This window comes from Flavobacterium sp. CLA17 (assembly GCF_013112255.2).
GTDB lineage: Bacteria > Bacteroidota > Bacteroidia > Flavobacteriales > Flavobacteriaceae > Flavobacterium > Flavobacterium circumlabens.
The window spans coordinates 2,161,893-2,182,106 of record NZ_CP068294.1 but is presented as its reverse complement, the minus strand read 5'-3'; the positions used below and the strand labels follow the sequence as shown (position 1 = coordinate 2,182,106).

18 protein-coding genes are annotated in these 20,214 nt (G+C 36.8%); 9 read left to right on the top strand and 9 right to left on the bottom strand.

From position 1 onward, the window contains the following. The first annotated feature begins 144 nt into the window (after window positions 1-144). The 8 genes from HAV12_RS09400 (at window position 145) to HAV12_RS09365 (ending at window position 12,959) form a co-directional block, all read left to right on the top strand. Window positions 145-3,147 (top strand): TonB-dependent receptor, encoded by a 3,003-nt coding sequence (locus HAV12_RS09400; protein ID WP_171569414.1) that lies wholly within the window; start codon window positions 145-147, stop codon window positions 3,145-3,147. A gap of 16 nt (window positions 3,148-3,163) precedes the next feature. Then, a complete protein-coding gene (locus HAV12_RS09395) occupies window positions 3,164-4,681 on the top strand; it encodes a RagB/SusD family nutrient uptake outer membrane protein (protein ID WP_171569413.1) in 1,518 nt (505 codons plus the stop codon). A gap of 17 nt (window positions 4,682-4,698) precedes the next feature. Beyond that, complete coding sequence (locus HAV12_RS09390; protein WP_171569412.1) at window positions 4,699-5,883, top strand: glycoside hydrolase family 88 protein; 1,185 nt, start codon at window positions 4,699-4,701, stop codon at window positions 5,881-5,883. Between the two features lie 3 nt (window positions 5,884-5,886). Then, window positions 5,887-8,319: a glycoside hydrolase family 2 TIM barrel-domain containing protein gene (locus tag HAV12_RS09385; protein ID WP_171569411.1), complete on the top strand. Its 2,433-nt coding sequence runs from the start codon at window positions 5,887-5,889 to the stop codon at window positions 8,317-8,319. Between the two features lie 236 nt (window positions 8,320-8,555). Further along, window positions 8,556-10,370, top strand: coding sequence for a glycoside hydrolase family 2 protein (locus HAV12_RS09380; RefSeq protein WP_171569410.1), 1,815 nt, complete (start codon window positions 8,556-8,558; stop codon window positions 10,368-10,370). A 66-nt stretch (window positions 10,371-10,436) separates the two neighbouring features. Then, a complete protein-coding gene (locus tag HAV12_RS09375; protein ID WP_171569409.1) occupies window positions 10,437-10,997 on the top strand; it encodes a DUF2911 domain-containing protein in 561 nt (186 codons plus the stop codon). A gap of 117 nt (window positions 10,998-11,114) precedes the next feature. Then, window positions 11,115-12,509, top strand: a complete 1,395-nt coding sequence (locus HAV12_RS09370) for a serine hydrolase (RefSeq protein WP_171569408.1) — start codon at window positions 11,115-11,117, stop codon at window positions 12,507-12,509. Window positions 12,510-12,626: 117 nt separating this feature from the next. Continuing rightward, the gene (locus HAV12_RS09365) at window positions 12,627-12,959 is read left to right on the top strand and encodes a YegP family protein (protein WP_132037031.1); all 333 of its coding nucleotides are present in this window, start codon (window positions 12,627-12,629) and stop codon (window positions 12,957-12,959) included. 46 nt (window positions 12,960-13,005) lie between these two features. On the opposite strand, the gene HAV12_RS09360 is transcribed toward HAV12_RS09365, so the two are convergent. The 9 genes from HAV12_RS09360 to HAV12_RS09320 form a co-directional block, all read right to left on the bottom strand. Continuing rightward, the gene (locus tag HAV12_RS09360) at window positions 13,006-13,392 is read right to left on the bottom strand and encodes a helix-turn-helix transcriptional regulator (RefSeq protein WP_132037030.1); all 387 of its coding nucleotides are present in this window, start codon (window positions 13,390-13,392) and stop codon (window positions 13,006-13,008) included. 216 nt (window positions 13,393-13,608) lie between these two features. Then, entirely contained in the window at window positions 13,609-14,028 is a 420-nt protein-coding gene (locus HAV12_RS09355) for a hypothetical protein (protein WP_171569407.1), read from the bottom strand. Window positions 14,029-14,474: 446 nt separating this feature from the next. After that, entirely contained in the window at window positions 14,475-14,690 is a 216-nt protein-coding gene (locus HAV12_RS09350) for a hypothetical protein (protein ID WP_132037028.1), read from the bottom strand. A 44-nt stretch (window positions 14,691-14,734) separates the two neighbouring features. After that, window positions 14,735-15,052, bottom strand: a complete 318-nt coding sequence (locus tag HAV12_RS09345) for a DUF3817 domain-containing protein (protein ID WP_171569406.1) — start codon at window positions 15,050-15,052, stop codon at window positions 14,735-14,737. A gap of 2 nt (window positions 15,053-15,054) precedes the next feature. Further along, window positions 15,055-15,513 (bottom strand): hypothetical protein, encoded by a 459-nt coding sequence (locus tag HAV12_RS09340; protein ID WP_171569405.1) that lies wholly within the window; start codon window positions 15,511-15,513, stop codon window positions 15,055-15,057. Window positions 15,514-15,578: 65 nt separating this feature from the next. After that, window positions 15,579-16,175, bottom strand: coding sequence for a TetR/AcrR family transcriptional regulator (locus HAV12_RS09335; RefSeq protein WP_171569404.1), 597 nt, complete (start codon window positions 16,173-16,175; stop codon window positions 15,579-15,581). 131 nt (window positions 16,176-16,306) lie between these two features. Further along, the gene (locus HAV12_RS09330) at window positions 16,307-17,500 is read right to left on the bottom strand and encodes a hypothetical protein (protein ID WP_171569403.1); all 1,194 of its coding nucleotides are present in this window, start codon (window positions 17,498-17,500) and stop codon (window positions 16,307-16,309) included. 257 nt (window positions 17,501-17,757) lie between these two features. After that, window positions 17,758-17,934, bottom strand: coding sequence for a histone H1 (locus tag HAV12_RS09325; protein WP_132037023.1), 177 nt, complete (start codon window positions 17,932-17,934; stop codon window positions 17,758-17,760). Window positions 17,935-18,281: 347 nt separating this feature from the next. Next, on the bottom strand, window positions 18,282-18,824 hold the full coding sequence (locus HAV12_RS09320; RefSeq protein ID WP_171569402.1) for a hypothetical protein: 543 nt from the start codon (window positions 18,822-18,824) through the stop codon (window positions 18,282-18,284). A 394-nt stretch (window positions 18,825-19,218) separates the two neighbouring features. On the opposite strand from HAV12_RS09320, the gene HAV12_RS09315 reads away from it, so the two are divergent. Further along, window positions 19,219-20,199, top strand: a complete 981-nt coding sequence (locus tag HAV12_RS09315; protein ID WP_171569401.1) for an AraC family transcriptional regulator — start codon at window positions 19,219-19,221, stop codon at window positions 20,197-20,199. Window positions 20,200-20,214: the final 15 nt, after the last annotated feature.

Genomic DNA, 20,214 nt, shown 5'->3' with positions numbered 1-20,214 from the left:
ATCGTTTGCGCCGTATATATTTGTCCTATGAAATTCAAAAAAACAAAATTCATATTACTGCAGTTTCTGTTTATGATTCTGATAATCGGAATGAGTTTATTGCTTTTTTATTTTAGCTAACATTAACCTTAAACCAAAAAATGAATGTTTACAAACCAAAAAATTAAGTCGCTTAAATGGTGTTTTCTGGTAGTCTTTTTACTTGGAAACATTATTGTGAATGCACAGGAGAAAAAAGTCACCGGAAAAATTACTTCCAGTGAAGACTTGCTCGGACTTCCCGGTGCCAATGTTTATGTCAAAGGATCTTCTGTGGGAAGCACTTCAGATATGGACGGAAACTACTCTGTTTTTGTTTCAGAAAAAAATGCTGTTCTTGTTTTTAACTTTATCGGATATCAGACGATAGAAATTCCGGTTGGAAATAAAACGGTTGTGAATATCAGCCTGAAACCCGATACCAAAAACCTAGAAGAAGTAATTGTAGTCGGTTACGGTACCCGTAAAAAGAGTGATATCACGGGTTCTGTATCTTCTGTCACGGCAAAAGAACTTACTGCTTATCCTTTATTAAATGCAGAACAGGCTTTACAGGGACGTGCTGCGGGTGTAGCTGTTCAGTCCAACAATGGTGGCGAACCGGGTGCTCCCGTAAAAATCAGGGTTCGTGGAGGAACGTCTATCAATGCGAGTGGCGATGCCCTTATTGTAGTGGACGGTTTTGCAGGTGTTTCGATGCCGGCACCTCAGGATATTGCTTCTATTGAAGTTTTAAAAGATGCTTCGGCAACGGCCATCTACGGATCAAGAGGATCAAACGGAGTAATTATGGTGACGACCAAAAAAGGAAAACCGGGAAAACCGGTTATTGAGTTCAGCAATTCGACTTCGACCCAATCGGTGAACAACAAATTGCATTTGCTGAATGCGGATCAATTTGCTGCGTACCGAAAAAGTTTTACGACGCACACACAAGGACCGGCAGATACAGACTGGCAGGATGTTATTTATCGTGACGGAATGGTTTCGAATACTTCCCTGTCTTTTTCAGGCGGATCCGACAAAATCAAATATTATGTATCCGGGAATTATTTCAACCAAAACGGAGTAGTCATCAATTCCGGGATAGACAAATACACTATTGTAAGTAATCTGGAAGCTGACTTAACAGACAGGCTTAAAGTGGGACTGAATACTTTTCAGAGCAAACAAAACAAAGAAGGAATTATTTCCCAAACCGGTGCCGGTGGTACGGGAGCAGCAGGGGTTATCGCTGCAGCCTACCGCTTTATGCCTGATTTAGGAATTTATAAAGCCGATGGCAGCTACACTTCTACTGCTCCGATCGGTGATGATATCGATAATCCGTATGCAACAGCAATGGATAATATTCTGGAAACAGTTTCGGTAGTCAGCAGGAACAACTTTTTTGCTAACTATAAAATCACAAAAGATCTTGAATTCAAAACTACTTTAGGCTTATCTGATTCTAATTCGCAGACCGGAAGATTTCTTCCTTCAACTTTAATTGCCGGAAAAAATATCAAAGGAGAAGCTTCTGTAAACAACAACAGAAATTCCTCTTTCCTGACAGAAAATTATCTGACGTACAAAAAAGAAATTATCTCAAAAGGAATCCTGACGGTTCTTGGAGGGTATTCCTATCAGAAGAATAAAAACGAAAGCTCTTACGCTGCTTCAAGAGGGTTTTTAACCAATACAAATTCGTATCATAATTTAGGAGCCGGAACTGTTTTCTTGAAACCGGATTCTTCTTTATCAGAAACAGAACTGATTTCTGCTTTCGGAAGGTTAAACTTTGATTACGATGACAAATATTTGCTAACGTTTACGGCCAGACGCGATGGTTCTTCCAGCTTTAGTGAAAACTACAAATACGGAACATTTCCTTCGGGAGCGATTGGCTGGAATATCAGCAAAGAACAGTTTTTAAAAGACAGTAAAATCATTTCAAACCTGAAACTGAGAGCGAGTTATGGTGCTACCGGAAATCCTTCCATCGGGGCCTATTCTACCCTGTCGAGATTCTCTGAAATTTACGATGTGAGCGGTGACGTAATTGTCAATGCGGTTCAGCTGACTTCATTAGACAATCCAAATCTGAAATGGGAGACTTCGTATCAGCAGGATTATGGAATTGATTTAGGTTTGTTTGACAACAGAATAAGCCTGACAGCCGATTATTATAAAACGATTACCAAAGATTTGCTGTTCAACAGACCTTTACCCGGAGTTTCAGGAATTGGATCTCAGCTTCAGAATGTGGGAGAATTAGAAAACAAAGGCTGGGAATTGGGAATTAATTCGAAAAACTTTATCGGGGCCGATTTCACCTGGTCGACCAGTTTTAATATTTCTTCGAACAAAAATAAAGTATTGAAATTAGCCGATAACAAAGACCTTCTGATCAACTCTACGCCGGGGCATTTCCTGGCAACAGAATCTCAGATTCTGAGAGTGGGGCAACCGGTGGGTTCTTTCTTCGGATTTATTTATGACGGCGTACTCCAACAAGGAGAAACAGCACTTCCGGGTAACTTCGAAACTGCTGCGGGTGGTGAGAAATTCAAAGATGTAAACGGTGACGGAAAATTAGATTCCAACGATAAAACGATTATTGGTAATCCGAATCCTGATTTCATTTTTGGTCTGAATAATGATTTCACTTATAAAAATTTAGATTTAAATATCTTCTTTCAGGGTTCAGAAGGCAATCAGGTCTTAAATTACACGTTGATGGAACTGGCTTCCGGAAACAATAACGCTACAACAGAAGTTTTAGACGCCTGGACGCCAACCAACACCGACACCAACGTTCCTGCCAACGCGGCAAGAACCAAAAGAGTTACTTCAAGATTTGTGTATGATGCGAGTTATATCCGTCTGAAAAATATCTCTGTCGGATACAGTTTAAATGAAAAAATTGTTTCTAAAATGGGACTGAGCAAAGTTCGTTTTTACATCAGTGCACAAAACATCTGGACGATTACCGATTATCCGGGATCAGATCCGGAGACCAGTTATCTGAATGACAGTAATGCCAGAAGTAATACGAATCTAGGTTTGGAATATGGAAGTTATCCCAATGTGAAAACTTTTACATTCGGATTTAATATTAAATTTTAGTCTAACACAACACATTATGAAAAAATATATCACTTTTCTTTTCTTGGGAATATTCGCCTTTGGATGCTCTGATTTAGAAGAACATCCGGTTGGAATCATTCGTCCCGACAACTTTTTTAACAATACAGACGATTTACAGGCTGCTGTAAACGGAAGTTTTGCCAACATTGCCCACAATAACTACTGGGGAAGGGAATTTACAATTGCACTGATGCTAAGAGATGACATGTCCGATATTGGAGACAGAACAACTCAGGTAGCAAGAATCGATGTTAATGACTTTAAAATGAATGATACCAATGCGCTTGTGGCGAACTTCTGGCCACAATCCTATATCATTATTGCAGCGGCCAATCAGGCCATTGAAGGCGCCAAAAAAACGCCGGGTGATCCTGCAAAAGTAAACGCGATCGTAGCGCAGGCCTATTTTGCAAGAGCTTTTACGTACTATCATCTGGTTCGCATCTTTGGAGACATTCCGTATATTGATTTTGCTGTGAATGAAGTTTCCCAGGTCGACAAACTAAGCAGAACGAAAGAAGCCATTGTGTATGCCAAAATAATTGAAGATTTGGAATTTGCAAAAAAATGGCTGGACGACAAACCAAAAGTAAAAGCCGTTCCGGGAAAAGGAACAGCGGCAGGTTATCTGGCTTCTGTATACCTGACCTTAGGGCAATACCAGAAAGCGTACGATGAAGCGAAATACGTTATTACCAACGAAGCAAAATTCGGATTGGGACTGGATGCCGACTTTCAGGATTTGTTTAATGCTAATAAGGCAGCGGCATTAAAAGAGCCCTTGTTCACTATTGATTTCAACAACTTAGTATCCGGAAACTACGGCCAGGATTATACGGCATTTTTTACGGGTTCTTTAAAAGATGATAGTTACAGCTATGGTCAGGGGTTTTCTGTAGCTGTACCGTCTTTGAAAGTTTTTAACGACTGGGATCAGAGAGATTACAGAAGAGCGGTAAGCTTTGATACGATTATCAGAAAGAAAACAGGTCCGGGCGGTTCTTTGCAGATTTATCCGTCAAGCGATAATGAAAAAGCACCCCGTCCGCATATTGCCAAATACTTTCGTTTTCCGGGGAAAGCCGGTGCCAACGGAAGAACTTCGCAACACAATTACATCACAATGCGTTACGCCGAAGTATTGCTGACGGCCGCCGAAGCCTTAAACGAAATTACTCCGGGAACCTCAGAAGCGGACGGTTATGTAAACAGGGTTCTCGCAAGAGCCCGAAACAAAGCCGGAAAACAAGTTTCTTTTCCTGCGAATGTAACTCCGGGATTATCCCAGGTGGATTTCAGAAAAATGGTGATCAATGAAAGAAGGCTCGAATTTGCCTTTGAGTACATCAGATGGTATGATATTAAAAGGCTGAAAAACGGTCCTGAAGTATTTGGCCCTACTGGTTTTGAACCTCATGCCAATTTTGATCCGAACAGGGATTACCTTTTCGCCTTACCGGGAACGGAGCTGGCCATCAATCCTAATTTAAAACCAAACAATCCGGGTTACTAAACATTAGATTAATTAGTATGAATAAAGTTAGTTTTTTTACTTTAATTCTTGGGTTTGCATTGCTGGCAACAGCGTGCAAATCCGGAATTAATTCCCAAACAAAAAATACGCCTGCAACCGCCAGCACTCTTCTTGAAACCCGTTACAAAATGATGTTGGAATATCCTGTTGATTCCCTGTCCATGCCGCGCAGCATGAACCTGAAATCCAATCTCATAAAGAAAGTACCTTCGCGAGATTGGACCAGTGGTTTTTTTGCCGGAAACTTATGGCAGCTGTATCGATTGACAGGCAATTCCGAATACAGAAAACAGGCTGAAAAGTGGACGCCTTTCAGTAAAAAAGAAAGCGTCAACAGTGGTTCTCATGATGTTGGTTTTAAAGTGTACTGCGCTTTTGGCGAAGCCTTAAAAGTCGAAAACAAGCCGGAATACAAAGATGTGATCATCAAAGGAGCTGAAACTTTATGTACGCGTTTTAATGAAAAAACCGGAGCCATTCGTTCGTGGGATTTCAACAAAGACATTTGGGAATATCCGGTAATCATCGATAATATGATGAACCTTGAATTGCTTTTTGAAGCCAGCCGATTATCCAGTAACAAAAAGTATCAGGACATCGCGATTAAACACGCCAATACAACTCTGAAAAATCAATTCAGAGCAGACAACAGTTGTTATCACGTCATCGATTATGATACTGGCTCCGGATTGGTCAGAAAGAAAACCACGCTTCAGGGATATAATGACGATTCCGTTTGGGCACGCGGACAAGCCTGGGCCGTTTACGGTTTCACCATGTCGTACCGATATACTAAAGATCCGGCGTATCTAAAGCAGGCCGAAGCGACAGCGCAATTCTTCATTACAAACAAAAACCTGCCGGAAGATGGAATTCCGTATTGGGATTTTAAAGATCCGTCGATTCCCAATGCCGCACGCGATGTTTCTGCGGCAACCGTTATGGCTTCTGCATTATATGAATTGTATGGCTATACCAAAAACAAAAGTTACCTGACCTATGCCGACAAGGTGATCACGACTTTACAGTCAGACCACTATATTATAAACCCTAAAATCAATGCGCCTTTTATTTTAGATCACAGCACAGGAAACTGGCCTAAAAAGGATGAAATTGATGAACCAATCGTGTATGCCGATTACTATTTTCTGGAAGCACTATTAAGAAAAAAAGACTTATAACTTATGAGAAAACAATCGTACCACTATAAGTCTTTTTTGACTTTCATTTTTGTTTTTCATTTTTGTCTGGGCAGCCTTTTTGCCCAGACAACTACTGATTTGCGTACCCAAACAAATATCAATGACCATTGGCTTTATTTAGAAAACAATACCCCCAGCCTGAACGATGCCCAAAAAGCAGGCAACTGGACCGGAATAAATCTGCCGCACAGCTGGAACAGCGAAGACGCAACCGACTTAAATCCCGGTTACAGGCGTGATGCAAGCTGGTATCAGAAAGAGCTCAACATTGCACAAATAGACCAAAATCAACGCTATTTTTTATATTTTGAAGGATCGAATGTCACTACCAAAGTATATGTAAACGGTAAAGAAGCCGGAGGTCATATTGGAGGTTATATTGGATTTACCATCGATATTACGAATTTTATCAAAGAAGGAAACAATGCTGTTTTTGTCCGTGTGGACAATAGTTATGATATTGAAATTATTCCCTCCCAAAAAAGTGATTTCTTTATTTATGGCGGCATTACGCGCGATGTCTGGCTGATTTCCAAATACAAAAATAGTATCGATAACCTGAAAATTACAACTCCTGAAGTCTCTGCGAAAAAAGCGTCTTTACAAATTATCGCATCCACAGTAAATCCGGAAAATGCAAAAGATCTTTCCCTGACGGTTATTCTTAAAAATCCGAAAGGGAAAAAAGTGGCCGGAAAAACGGTTTCGGTTAGCGGGAAAACAACCCATATAACATTCGAAAATATCAAAAATCCGGAATTGTGGGATACCCAAAAACCTAATTTATATACGGTAACGGCTGTTTTATCCGAAAAAAACAAAGCAAAAGACAGTATCAATGAGAAGGTCGGTTTTAGATGGTTTGAGTTTAAAGACCATGGTCCGTTTTACCTGAACGGAAAAAGACTATTGCTTCGCGGTACACACCGACACGAAGAACAAGCCGGTGTTGGCGCTACCATGAGCAACGCACAACATCGTGCCGATATGGAATCCATCAAAAAAATGGGGGCGAATTTTGTCCGTCTGGCACATTATCCGCAAGATCCGGAAGTTTATAAAGCCTGTGATGAACTCGGCCTTTTGGTTTGGGATGAATTGCCGTGGTGCCGCGGCGGAATTGGCGATGAACTCTGGAAAACCAATACCAGAAACATGCTGGCCGAAATCATCAATCAGAACTACAACCATCCGAGTATCATTATCTGGTCTTTAGGAAATGAAATGAACTGGCTTCCTGATTTTCCGGACGGAGACAATACCGAAAAGACAAATGCCTTTCTTACCGAGCTCAACAATATTGCCCATAAAATGGATCCGAACCGAAAAACAGCCATCAGAAAATACTACGAAGGTTCGCAGATTGTAGACGTCTTCTCCCCTTCTATCTGGTCCGGCTGGTATTCCGGGAGTTATAAAAGCTATCAGAAAGCAATTGATGTTTACAAGAAAGAATACAAACATTTCATCCATGCCGAATATGGCGGCGACAGTCATGTAGGCCGTCACAGCGAAAATCCGGTTACAGGCGAAAACATTATAAAAGCAGAAGGCTGGGAAGAAGCCATTGTACAGACCAAAGTGGCCAATATTGCCCAGATTGGCGATTGGAGCGAAAATTATATTGTCGATTTATTCGACTGGCATTTGCATATATCCGAGAATGATCCAACATTTGTGGGTAATGTTCAATGGGCATTCAAGGATTTTGCAACGCCGCTGCGTCCCGAAGATGATATTCCGTACATGAACCAAAAAGGACTGACAGACAGAAATGGAACTCCAAAAGATGCTTATTATGTTTTTAAAAGTTACTGGAGCGACGAACCTTTTACCTACATCGAATCACATACCTGGACAGAACGCCAGGGTCCTGAAAATACGCCCAGAATCCTGAGTGTTTTCAGTAATTGCAAAAAAGTGACTTTATACCACGAAGGAAAATCCCTTGGTGAAAAACAACGAAATATTGCCAGTTATCCGGCCTGTGGTCTGACCTGGGACGTTAATTTCAAAAAAGGTGAAAACACTTTAATTGCCATTGGTAAAACTAAAGATGGTAAAACGGTTTCGGATACCTTAAAAGTAAACTATCGCTTTACTAAAAATGAATCCGCAGTTTCGTTACAATTATCTTCGGAAAAACTAAAGAACGGAAATTACCTTGTCACCGCTATTGCGATAGATAACAACAATTTACGTTGTTTAGATTATGAAGAAAGCGTATATTTCCAATGCCTTAAAGGCGGAAAAACAATGAAAAGCCAGGGAACACCAACCGGAAGCGAATCCATCCGGATGGCAAACGGAAAAGCTTCGATTGAAGTAATCCCTGATAGATTACATATTCCGATTGAAATGACCGTTCTGAACCAGAATTTTAAAGGGGAATATTTACGAATACCGATTGAGTAAAAAGCTATTTAAACTGGAATGAATTAGTCCCGCAGAGTCGCAAAGTTTTTTTGTGTCTCGCAGATTTGGCAGATTGAGCAGATTATTTATTTACAAAGCTTTAAAAAATTAAATCTGCTCAATCTGCGAGAAAAAATCATTTTAATCTGTGGCAAAAAAACCTTGCGACTCTGTGACTTTGCGAGAGATAAATACAAAAGCTGCGGCTTTGATACTAAATAAAACAAACTTTACCAATGAAAAAACTACTAACCACATTGCTCCTAACCTTTTCCATTCTCGGACAATCGCAAAATCAAAACCTGATCTCCAATGTTCCGAACCGAAATACCACTTCATTAAACGGTGTCTGGAATTATATCGTTGATCCTTACGAAACAGGGTATTACAGCTTTCACCATGATGTTTACGACAAGCAGGCCAAGCCTTCCAACGCTGCTTATTTTAATAACTATCATGCCGTTAACAAACAGGAACTGGTAGAATACGATTTTGATAAATCACCCAAAATAAACATTCCGGGAGACTGGAATTCACAGGTTCCGGAACTGAAATATTACGAAGGAAATGTATGGTTCAAAAAATCCTTTGATTATGACCTGAAGGCCCAAAAACGTCTTTTTGTCTACATCGGCGCCATCAATTACAAAGCAGATGTCTATTTAAACGGAAAGAAATTAGGAACGCATGAAGGCGGTTTTACACCGTTTAACTATGAAGTGACTGCGATCGTAAAACCAAAAGACAATTATCTGGTGATTAAAGTAGATAATACACGTCACAAAGAAGATGTTCCGACACTTAATACCGACTGGTGGAATTACGGCGGGATCACGCGCGATGTTACCTTAATCGAAGAATCTGCTTCTTTTGTGGAAGACTATACCATTCAACTGGATAAAAAGGATAAAAACAAAATTTCGGGTTTTATCAAAATCAATAATTTGAATCCGGCACAGAATGCTGTAGCCATCGCCATTCCGGAATTAAAAATTAATTACAAAGGAAAAGTGGGTGCTGATGGTATTTTGAAATTTGAAATTGCAGCTAAAAACATCTCGTACTGGTCACCGGAAAATCCAAAATTATATGCGGTTACGATTGATTTCAACGGAGCAAAATTAAAAGACACGATCGGTTTCAGAACTATTGAAACGCAGGAGGATAAAATTTTACTGAACGGAAAACAAATCTTCTTACGCGGAATTTCCATTCATGAAGAAAATGCCAAAGGCGGGCGCGCCAATTCTGAAGAAGATGCATTACGCCTGCTGAACTGGGCGAGGGAATTAGGCTGCAACTATGTACGTCTGGCACATTATCCGCATAACGAAAATATTATCAGAATGGCTGATCAATTAGGCTTAATGGTCTGGGAAGAGATTCCGGTGTACTGGACAGTTGAATTTACCAGAAAAGAAACGTATACCAATGCCCAGGATCAGTTAACCGCAGCGGTTACGAGAGATAAAAACAGGGCCTGCATTATTATTTGGTCCATGGCCAACGAAACTCCAATCTCTGATGCCAGAAATAATTTCATCAAAGATCTGGTAGCTCATACAAAATTACTGGACACGACGCGATTAATCAGTGCGGCATTATTAACGCAAAGCGGAGATGGCTTTGGAACTATAAATGATGAAATCGGACAGTATTTAGACATCATTGCGTTCAATCAGTATTTAGGCTGGTATGGTGGTAATCTCGAAGATGCCGAAAAAATACGCTGGAAAACCAAATACAATAAACCCGTGATTGTTTCTGAATTTGGAGGTGATGCAAAAGCCGGCCTGCACGGAGAAAAAAACGAACGCTGGACAGAAGAATATCAGGAATACTTATACATTCAGAACCTGAAAATGATCGAAAATATTCCACACCTGAGTGGATTAAGCCCTTGGATTCTGGTAGATTTCAGATCACCAAGGAGATTACTGCCGGGGATTCAGGACGAATACAACAGAAAAGGGCTGATCTCAAACGACGGTCAGAAAAAGAAAGCTTTTTACATCATGCACGACTGGTATGAAAAAAAGAAAAAGGAGTAAAAATTTAATCTCTTCCTATTCTTTAATCTCTTATTTTTGTATAAATCATATTAAAAATACTACGTTATGAAAAATTTTAGTTTACTGACCCTTCTTTTATTGTTTGTCTTTTCTGTTAATGCCCAGGAGGTTAAATTCCCGCCTTTGGACGCAAGCCCTGTTGATATTGCTTATTTTCCGAATAAAGCTGTGAAATTTAAAAAAACAGACACACCTTCACCTGCAATCAAAGTTACTTATGCAAGACCTTCTGCAAAAGGAAGAGCGATTTTCGGAGAATTAATTCCGTTTGGTGAAGTATGGCGTGTGGGTGCTAACGAAAACACGGAAATCAAATTTTACAAACCGGCAACGATCAATGGTGTTGCGGTTCCTGCAGGAACGTATAGCCTTTTTGCTATTCCGGAAAAAGACAAATGGACCGTTATCATCAATAAGGAACTTGATTTATGGGGCGGATATGCTTATGATTCAAGTAAGGACCTGGTAAAAATTGTTGTTCCCGTTAAAGCAACGGCAGCTCCGGTAGAAGCTTTATCGATTGCTTTTACCACTCAGGGTGCTGTTACTAATTTAGTGATTGGCTGGGACAAAACAATGGTTGAAGTGCCGATTAGCATTAAATAAGCATATTTAAAAATATACACCTAATAAAAAAAGAGACACTAATTTATTATTAGGTGTCTCTTTTTTTTATAACTTTCCTTAATTAACTAACGAACAATCTTTTAAAACCAAAAAAGAATGAAAAAAAACCATTTGCTTCTGTTATTTTTAGTGGGGATTTATTCCGGTTATTCACAACAAAAATTCAAAATTACCTACGAACAATTAAAAGAATATGAAGGTGTTTATGAATATGTAAATAAAGGTTCACTTAAAATAGCGGCTTCACCAAAAGACACTGTTTTGTTCGCCATTATCAACGAAAGCAAATATAAATTAAAAGCAATTGACAAAGATATTTTTGAAAATATGTCAAATGAAAAGGTAACTTTTAACAGGAAAGCGGGAATTATTACCGGTTATACTTCTGACGGAAGTGCTTTCAATCTAGTTTCCAAAAAAGTAGCATTTCCAAAAGAAATGTGGTACCCAAGACTCAATTCAAAAGATTTTAAATACGTTTATCAACAACCCAAACAAGATGTCGACGGAATTTTGACCGGAAGTATCGATAAAACCGGTTTAGATAAAGCATTATTGACTGAAATGATGCAAAAAATCGTAGACGGTACATTGCCTAACGTTCATAGTGTTTTGATTATTAAAGACGGAAAGCTCGTATTTGAGGAATATTTTTATGAATACAATAAAGCCAAATTACACGAACTGCGATCTGCCACAAAGAGTTTTGTTTCGGCACTTACCGGAATTGCCATTGATAAAGGGTTTATAAAAAGTAAAGACGAAACCGTTTTATCCTTTTTCCCCGAATACACTTTTAAAAACCTTACGGAAGACAAAAGGCTAATTTCGATTAAAAACCTACTAACCAACCAAAGCGGTCTGGATTGTGATGTGAGTAACCCCAAATCGGAAGGCAACGAAACCACCATGAATAATTCGGCCGACTGGATACAATTTACACTGGACTTACCCATGATTGACGTACCGGGAGGAAAAGGAATGTACTGCTCCGGAAATCCGATAACATTGGGCCGGATTATTGAAAAAGCGACAAAAATGCCACTGCCCGATTTTGCGAAACAAACTCTTTTTAAAGACATTGGAATTAAAAATTTTGTCTGGAATTTTAAACCGGATGCCTCGAGTTCAGAAACCTTCTGCCAGGTTTATTTAAGTTCAAGAGACATGGGAAAATTAGGTTTGCTTTATATGAATCAGGGAGTTTGGAATGGCAAACAGGTGATATCTAAAGACTGGGTAAAAGAATCCCTGACCAAACAATCCGTGGTGCAGGGCGTTAATTACGGTTATTTGTGGTGGCTTAAATATCTGGATGTAAACGGAGTACGCTATAATGGAAAAGCCGCACAGGGAAACGGCGGACAGAAGATTTACATTTGGGAAGAACAAAATATGGTTACGATTATTACCGGTGGAAATTACAATTCACAATCGCCAAGTGATGAAATTATTCAGAAGTATATCCTGCCTGCTTTTAACAAAAAATAGTAAATTTTCCGTTATATCGGGGTTATTTTTTTATGCATATATCATTTGTAAGACTAAGTTTTGTACTTTTATAAATATCAAAATAAGGAATGCCTAACTTAAAAAAACCGAAAATTTATGGGAAAATTTGTAATTACTACAAGATCAAATGGTGAATTTCAATTTAATTTAAAAGCCGGAAATGGCCAGACTATCTTAACCAGCGAAGGTTATTCTACAAAATCTGCCTGCACAAACGGAATCGAATCTGTCAAAACAAACTCGCAGGACGACAGTAGATATGATAAAAAAGAATCCAGCAGCGGCAAACCCTATTTCAATCTTAAAGCCGGAAATGGCCAGATCATCGGTGCAAGTGAAATGTACGAAAGTACTTCTGCCAGAGACAATGGAATAGCTTCAGTAAAAACAAACGCTCCCGATGCCACTACAGAAGATCAGACAGCATAAATTATAACAAATAAAAAAACGAGGCTTCAACCTCGTTTTTTTGTTGCTACAGCTGACCGAATTTCTTTTTATAGCGGTTTAATTCTTCTTCTGTTTTACTGAGTAATTTTTCCAGAAGCATTATTTTATCTTCATAAAGTTCTTTTAAAGCGGTACTGTTATCCGGATTAATCTGAATACTGCCATTATTATTTCCTTTGACTTTATTAAAATTATTGAAATACCGCTGACTATCGAAACTAAGTATATCTTCTACACTGACTTCTAAAATACGGGCTATTTCTACTAATTTAACAAACGAAAGAACAGTTTTTCCTTTTTCTATTTTACTATAACCCGCCTGGGTAACGCCTAGTTGATCTGCCATATATTCCTGAGTATAATTTTTTAACTCTCTGATGCTTTTAATTTTATTTTTTATTGAAGTGGTCATAAGCTCTTTGTGGGGGATCTTGTACAGCTAACAGTTCACTATTAAATGTAGGGGTACTGTAACTATACCTTTTAATACTTGATCTGATACAACTTCAATATTAGGTTAATGAAGCTGCATTTCTATTTTCTTTTGGTCGTAATAATAAAACCATACACGACGGCAACGACAATAAAAGTAAGGTCGTAGCCAAAAGTTTCGTTTGATAACATCGAATTATTTTTGAGTGTTGGATTTTTGTTTATGTACCATCCGATCGAACTCGAGATTTAAGTACTGATCTATTTGTTTGCCTATGACAGGCCGGTCTAAATTTTTTATTTTTACCCGGATTTCCTTTTTATAAACATCTTTTACGATAACATAATATTCGGCATCGATGTTGGCATGAAATCTGGAAATAATGATAATAGTATAGCATAATAAAGTAGGTACGATATAGTACATCTCCATTAAATTTGAAAAAACCATGCAATAATAAGCTATAGCGGTAATAGCAATAAAAGCACCATTTTCAAGAAGGTAAGACTTCTTTTTTTTAAGTAATCCGAGCTCCACAATTTCATTAAAACTGTATTGCCAGCGTTTTGATCCATAACAAAATTGTATCTGGTCATGAGTGAGAGTAAAGAACATAATTAATTAATAGTTATTTTAGAGATTTGGGGAAATTTTAAAGAAAGTAATGGTCAAAAAAATCATTTCATATTCAAAAATGATAAGGAAATGCTGAAATTTTAAACAAAACTTCCTATCGCAATATTACGGATAATCCTGTTTTTTTTCTTACAAAGCGCCTTATAGAATATAACTATGAGTTGTAATTAAATCCAAAATATAAATTTTTACCTATTATTTATTTTTAGATCTAATGATTTTACTTATATATATTTTTTTACGTAAAAAATATGCATTTTGCGCTTGTAGCCCTGCGAAAGCTAAGTAAAAAAGCAATACATAATCCGGTTTATGAAAAACTTAACGTACCATAAAAAAAGCGGCTGATTCCGGAACAGAATCAGCCGCTTTTGACTAAAAATTAATGTTGTAAATTACATCAACTTACCTATTGTTTAAGGATATTAATCTTCCAATATCTCACAGACAAAACCCAAATTTATGATTTCGTTTTTAATGGTTGCTATTTGTATGCTTTCGATATGATCGACCCGTAAAATCTTGTCGCAATCCTCCAAATCAAAAATAAAAGAAGCGTTTGGAAATATCCTTTTAAGCATTTTTAAAATCCTGCCGGATTGTCTTTTTGAATTTACATTGGTTTTGAAAATCTCAATCATGATTGTTCTGGTTTTTATTTTCCTAAATTGGTTTGCAAACTTTGTTATTTATCTCCAATTTCGATTTTACGCAAAATTTTATGATCAATATAAAAGGTCCCAAACGGAATAATACAGGCCAGAAGAACTTTTGAAGTTGTCGTTTTAAATTTCCAGTTTTGTTCTACACCAACACTCAGGGCATTGAATATAAAAAGCAGAAATAAGGCACCATGAATCGGTCCCATCATTTTTGTGAGCGACGGGTTATCGAAAATATATTTAAGAGGAACCGCAATAAAAATTAAAATCAATAAAGATAAGCCTTCCAGAAAGCCAAGAATTCTTAATCTCCCGATGTTTGTTTTGAAAAAATTTGTCATAATTATCTAAAATAAGGTCTGTTGGCAAGAGGAGAAAAAGGCCACGGAATGGCTATGAAAATAAGCAGTAAGGCAATAGAAAACCAGATAAACATAGTTTTGAATTTATCGGAATCAAGTGTCTTGCGCTTTGCCGCTGCCGAACCAATCGTTATGATTATAATCGCCGCCAGCATTAAAATAAGATGGATTAAACCAAAGAAAAGTGTGCTTAAATCCTTTGAAGCTTCCACAAAATTATTCCAGAAGTATTTAATTAATGTGCTCTGCGAATACAACACTATCCCCAGCATTAACTGAAGATGAGCAATGGTCGCCGTCCAGTGGCGGACTACGTTATCTGTTTTAGAAAAAGAAGATTTGGTTTGGTATCCCCGATATGCTGTAATAATAGAATAAAATAAACTCAAAAGCACCAGCCATCTCACGGTGGAATGCAAAAGTAATAGTGTTAGATACATTGTTATTTCTTTTAAAATAATAATGCAAATATAAATAAAACATACTAATTGGTATGTTTTTAAAATTAGTTTTTTTCCAAATTCTTCAGATACGATTTAAGTTCCTCTAAATAAACAGTATAGTAATCATTATCATCCGAAAGTTTACCAAAATTCCGAATGCCCCAATAACCAGATAATACAAAAAGCGCTACCTGCTCCTCGTTTATCCCGGATTTTATACTTCCTGAATCTTTACCTTTTTTTAAGGCAATTTGCATCGCTTCTTTTAGTTCTGTGGTCAGTTTAGAAAGTGCCTGGCTAAACAGTTGGTTTACCGGAGACATTTCCTGCGTTAGATTCCCGGCCGGGCAGCCGTATTTTTTTAGCAAAAACTCATTTTCCAAAAGTAAATAATGCATCATTTTATAAATATCATGCACTGGATCGTTTGAACTCAAAAGTGGTTCTACGAAATCAGCATACATCAACGGATACATAATTTCGTTAATAACGGCGAGCCCCATTTCGTCCTTATTTTTAAAATGATAAAAAAATGCACCTTTGGTTACGTTGGTTGTCGCAATAATAGTATCAATACTGGTAGCCTGATACCCGTGCGTATAGATTAACTTAAATGATTTCTGAAGAATGGAAAGTCGCGTCGAAACTGCTTTTTTCATAAAAGATACCGATTAGTATTCTTTACAAAGTAATATAAAATACGGGAAGTATACAAATCCACACCGTATACGTAAAAAACAGAGGGCGCAGGATTTCTCACTGCGCCGCCTATTATACATATATTTAAATCCTAAATCTTATCGATTTGTTTTTTATTCTTATAATTCCATGCAACATAAAATAGAAACAAAATTAGCCAGACTACTAAAATGACCGTAAAGAAAATCATCATTATCGACGGATGTAAATAGTTCGGTTCATAAAACAATTTCTCCAGCGTATTAAATTTATCTTTCAGGGCAGCTCTGTCGTAGGTATTTCTAATTCCGTTTAAAGGTGCTCTGTTATTATCCCTGTAATAAAAGGCATCCTTCGTTAGCAATTTTGGCTGAATCTGTGTTTCGATATTGTATTTTTTCAATAAGGTATCCAGCTTTTGAAAAGAGTATAATAAAGAATCCGGTTTGTATTTATAAAGAAGTTTATATCTTTCTACAGCATTCTGATACTGTTGTTTTTCAACAGGAATACCTTGTATTGGTGCATACAATTTTTTATTCTGCAAAAATATGCAAATATCCCCGTCATAGTCCGGATTGACTTCTCTTCCTTTGAAAACAATTTCGGTACTGTCTTTAATCACTTTTTTTGAGATGATTCTTTTCGCCAGTTCTTCCTTATCAAATCCTAAAATATTAAAAACAGAATCCGCTTTATTATTTACTTTCTCATAGGTCGAAGTCAGCAGTTTCAGTGTATCGATACTGAAATAACGGTGTTCTTCGATTGCATATTCGCTCCCGTTTGAATCGTAATTGATGGACTCTGTTCCTTTTATGACCGGATAGGGTTTTGGATATAAAATGTTTTCGGGATTGAATAATTTCTCAGAACTATAAGAGGTATAATTGTATAAAAACGGATTTAAAACATTGAGTAAAGCCTTGTCGGTATTGAAACCTGTTTCCGGTAATTCTGTTTTTAGTTTTGCATTCAGACCAAAACTATAACTGATAAAAAAGGAAAAAGAAAGAAATGAAATCAACAAAATCACTCCGCCAATTTTGATCAGATTTAAAGTCGAATATGCTTGTCTGGTATGATTTCGCAATAAAAAAATTAAAAACAATAATAAGAATAAACCACTTACGAAGAAATGGGAAATGGAAACATCGTCATAAAATTTGAATCTGTAGAATTCTGTATAAATATTAATGTTCTTTATACCTGCAAACTGAAAATATCCGCAGATAAAATAAGCTAAATGAATTAGCAGCAACACGACAATTGATTTAATCCCGAATTGTTTTAACTTTTTGTCCATTTAGATTGTTTTTGAAACTATTCTATGAAAGTAAGCAATTTCTTTAGTTTGTGAAAGCCGGAATAGAATTAAACCGAAAAATAATGATGGTAAAGTATTACGTCCCTGTAAATCGTACGATTAGAGCAGTAGCAGTAATTTCATTATGACGTAAAAATAATTGCAGCCTTAAAGAAGCTATAGAAATCCCAAAATAATTTCCATAAAAAAAACCTCGTTTAAATACTTAAACGAGGTTTTGTTTCTGAATACAAATATTATTTTTTTGATTCTTCGATAGAAACTTTTCTAAACTCTTTTAAAAGTTTTTCAATTTCCAAAGTTGATTTACGTGCTCTTGGTCCAGCAGCTTTTACACCTTTTTCAGTTAGTGATTCAGCTTCTGCTTTGAATGTGTCGATTTCGGCGTTGATTTTTACTAATAGATCTTTCATGCTTATACTTGTTAAATTAAGGCGCAAAAATAAAAGTTTGCTTGATAGATAACGCATCTTTAATGTTAAAATTATACCCGTTTTTGCCTGACCTCTTAATATTAAATTAACCGACACTCTTCGGGTCTTATAATCAACCAATTAAAAAAAAAATCATCTCTGTTTTTATTTTTTATTTTTTTGCCCTGACGTGTTATAACACCTTATTGAAGTAAATTCTTAAGCTTTAGCAACCCATTATAAGGAGGTATAAAGCATGTAAAGCTTTAAACCTTTGCTCTTTTCGATAGTGGTTAGGATAAAAAAACAGCTTGCAATTTATATTCATCAGATGAACTGCCAATCTCTTACATTTTAGTAATGTGCATGACATGACGTTCTACAAATGTGATCAGGTCCTTCATATTCCTGTGACAGCCTGATTTATTTGAAATAGAAATAATGTGCTGATCTTTATCCTTAACATATAAAAAGAAAAAATCCTTAGTGAGAACTGCTTTATCAATCTGACTCCAAGTGTGGGCAAAAGCACCTAAGGGAGAATTTACATAAATATATGAACTGGTGAAGTTGAGTTTATATCTCCCGGTAAGACTGCTGTACCCGACAAGTTTTCTCATGAACTTAAAAAAGAACTTGCAGGTTGCATTTACAAATGAATAATGAAACATAAAAAACGAAACAATCAAGATTAAACTCTTCAGCTGCCATTTCATAAAATCTTCCTGACTTTCTAAATTTAAAAAGTCAAAAAAGAGGAAAGCGGCCACAATAATTACAAAAAAGATCGTAACTCTTCCTTTGTACAAACGTTTAAAATACATTTTATTTAACTTTTGTATTTCAGTAACATTCAACTCAAACTCTACAGAAAATTTCGAAGTATTCATCTTTATCGTATTAATTAATTTTGGCTTTTCATTTTATCAGTCTCCAATGAAAAAAGCAAAATTAAATGGGATCGTACTTACAGGACAGTCCGTTTAAGACATAAAAATAGCAGAATAAGGTTTTTTCCCTTTTAAAAAATATGAAGTTATTCTTTTGGTCATTTTTAGGGCTCAAAAGGGGCGAAAAATTACAGTTATCAATTGAATCCCTACAGTTATAAAACGGTTTGAAAAGGGTAGCTTTTTTAAAGTAAATTACCTCCGAAAAAGCAAATTTAATCTAAATTCTCACAAAATACAATTTAAAGAACGGAACAAATAGTAACGTATTAAATCCTTCTTAACCAGTAAAGTTAAAGCAGTAAAACTTTTGTAATACTATAATAAATGCCACATGAAAACGATTGAACATTCCTATTGTGCTGACCTAAGCTGGGTTGAACCTCTTGCGAAACAACTCAAAGGAAAAATAAATGGAAATTTTATAGTTGTTCCCGACGATATACAATCCGGAACCCGTTATTTTCTGGAATGCGAAGAAGGGATTGTAGCCTATTACATTAACGTGAAATACCATAAAAACCTTCAATTCATTCAAAAAAGCACAAAAGATGATTTTGTGGGATTCTACTATAACCTTACCGATGGTGAAGCCCACTTAGTAAACAATAACACTATTTGCGATTTAGGACGGTGGAAATACAATTTAGTGGTCATTGACGGTAGCTTAAAAATCAATTATCAGGTAAAATCAGGAAGTCACACTTATGCCCTTTGCATATTCATACTAAAAAGCAAGCTTGCCACTTTTATTAAGGATGATACTGTTCTTTTCTCCGATCTGCAGCAAATAACCGATCCCAAAAAAAATACGATCATCAGATTTGACAGGATCAGTAATGAGAGCTTTCATATACTCAATGATCTGCGCAAATTAAAAGTGGGCGGCCCGGTTTTCGATTTAAATCTCAAGGCTACAGTACATATGCTGATGTCTAATTATTTAAAGAAAATAGCCCGTAACAGGACGATCATTCAAACCGTTAGAGAAACGGATATCAAAAATATAATAGCCATGCAAATGTTTCTGATTGAAAATATTGAAGGCCCTTTTCCGAGCATTTCATTAATGGCAAAAAAGATTGAAATGTCTGAATCAAAGTTTAAAAATTTGTTTAAAAAAATAACGGGCTTAACACCCAATTCTTTTTTTATGGACAATAAACTGGCCCTTGCAAAAGAACTTCTTGAAGACAAACAACTCACAATATCCCAAATTGCAAACCGGCTTCATTATAGTAATAATTCTCATTTTACTTTAAACTTTAAGGAACATTTTGGGCTCTCGCCAAAAAATTTTATCAAACAATTATAATTCTAAACATTACAC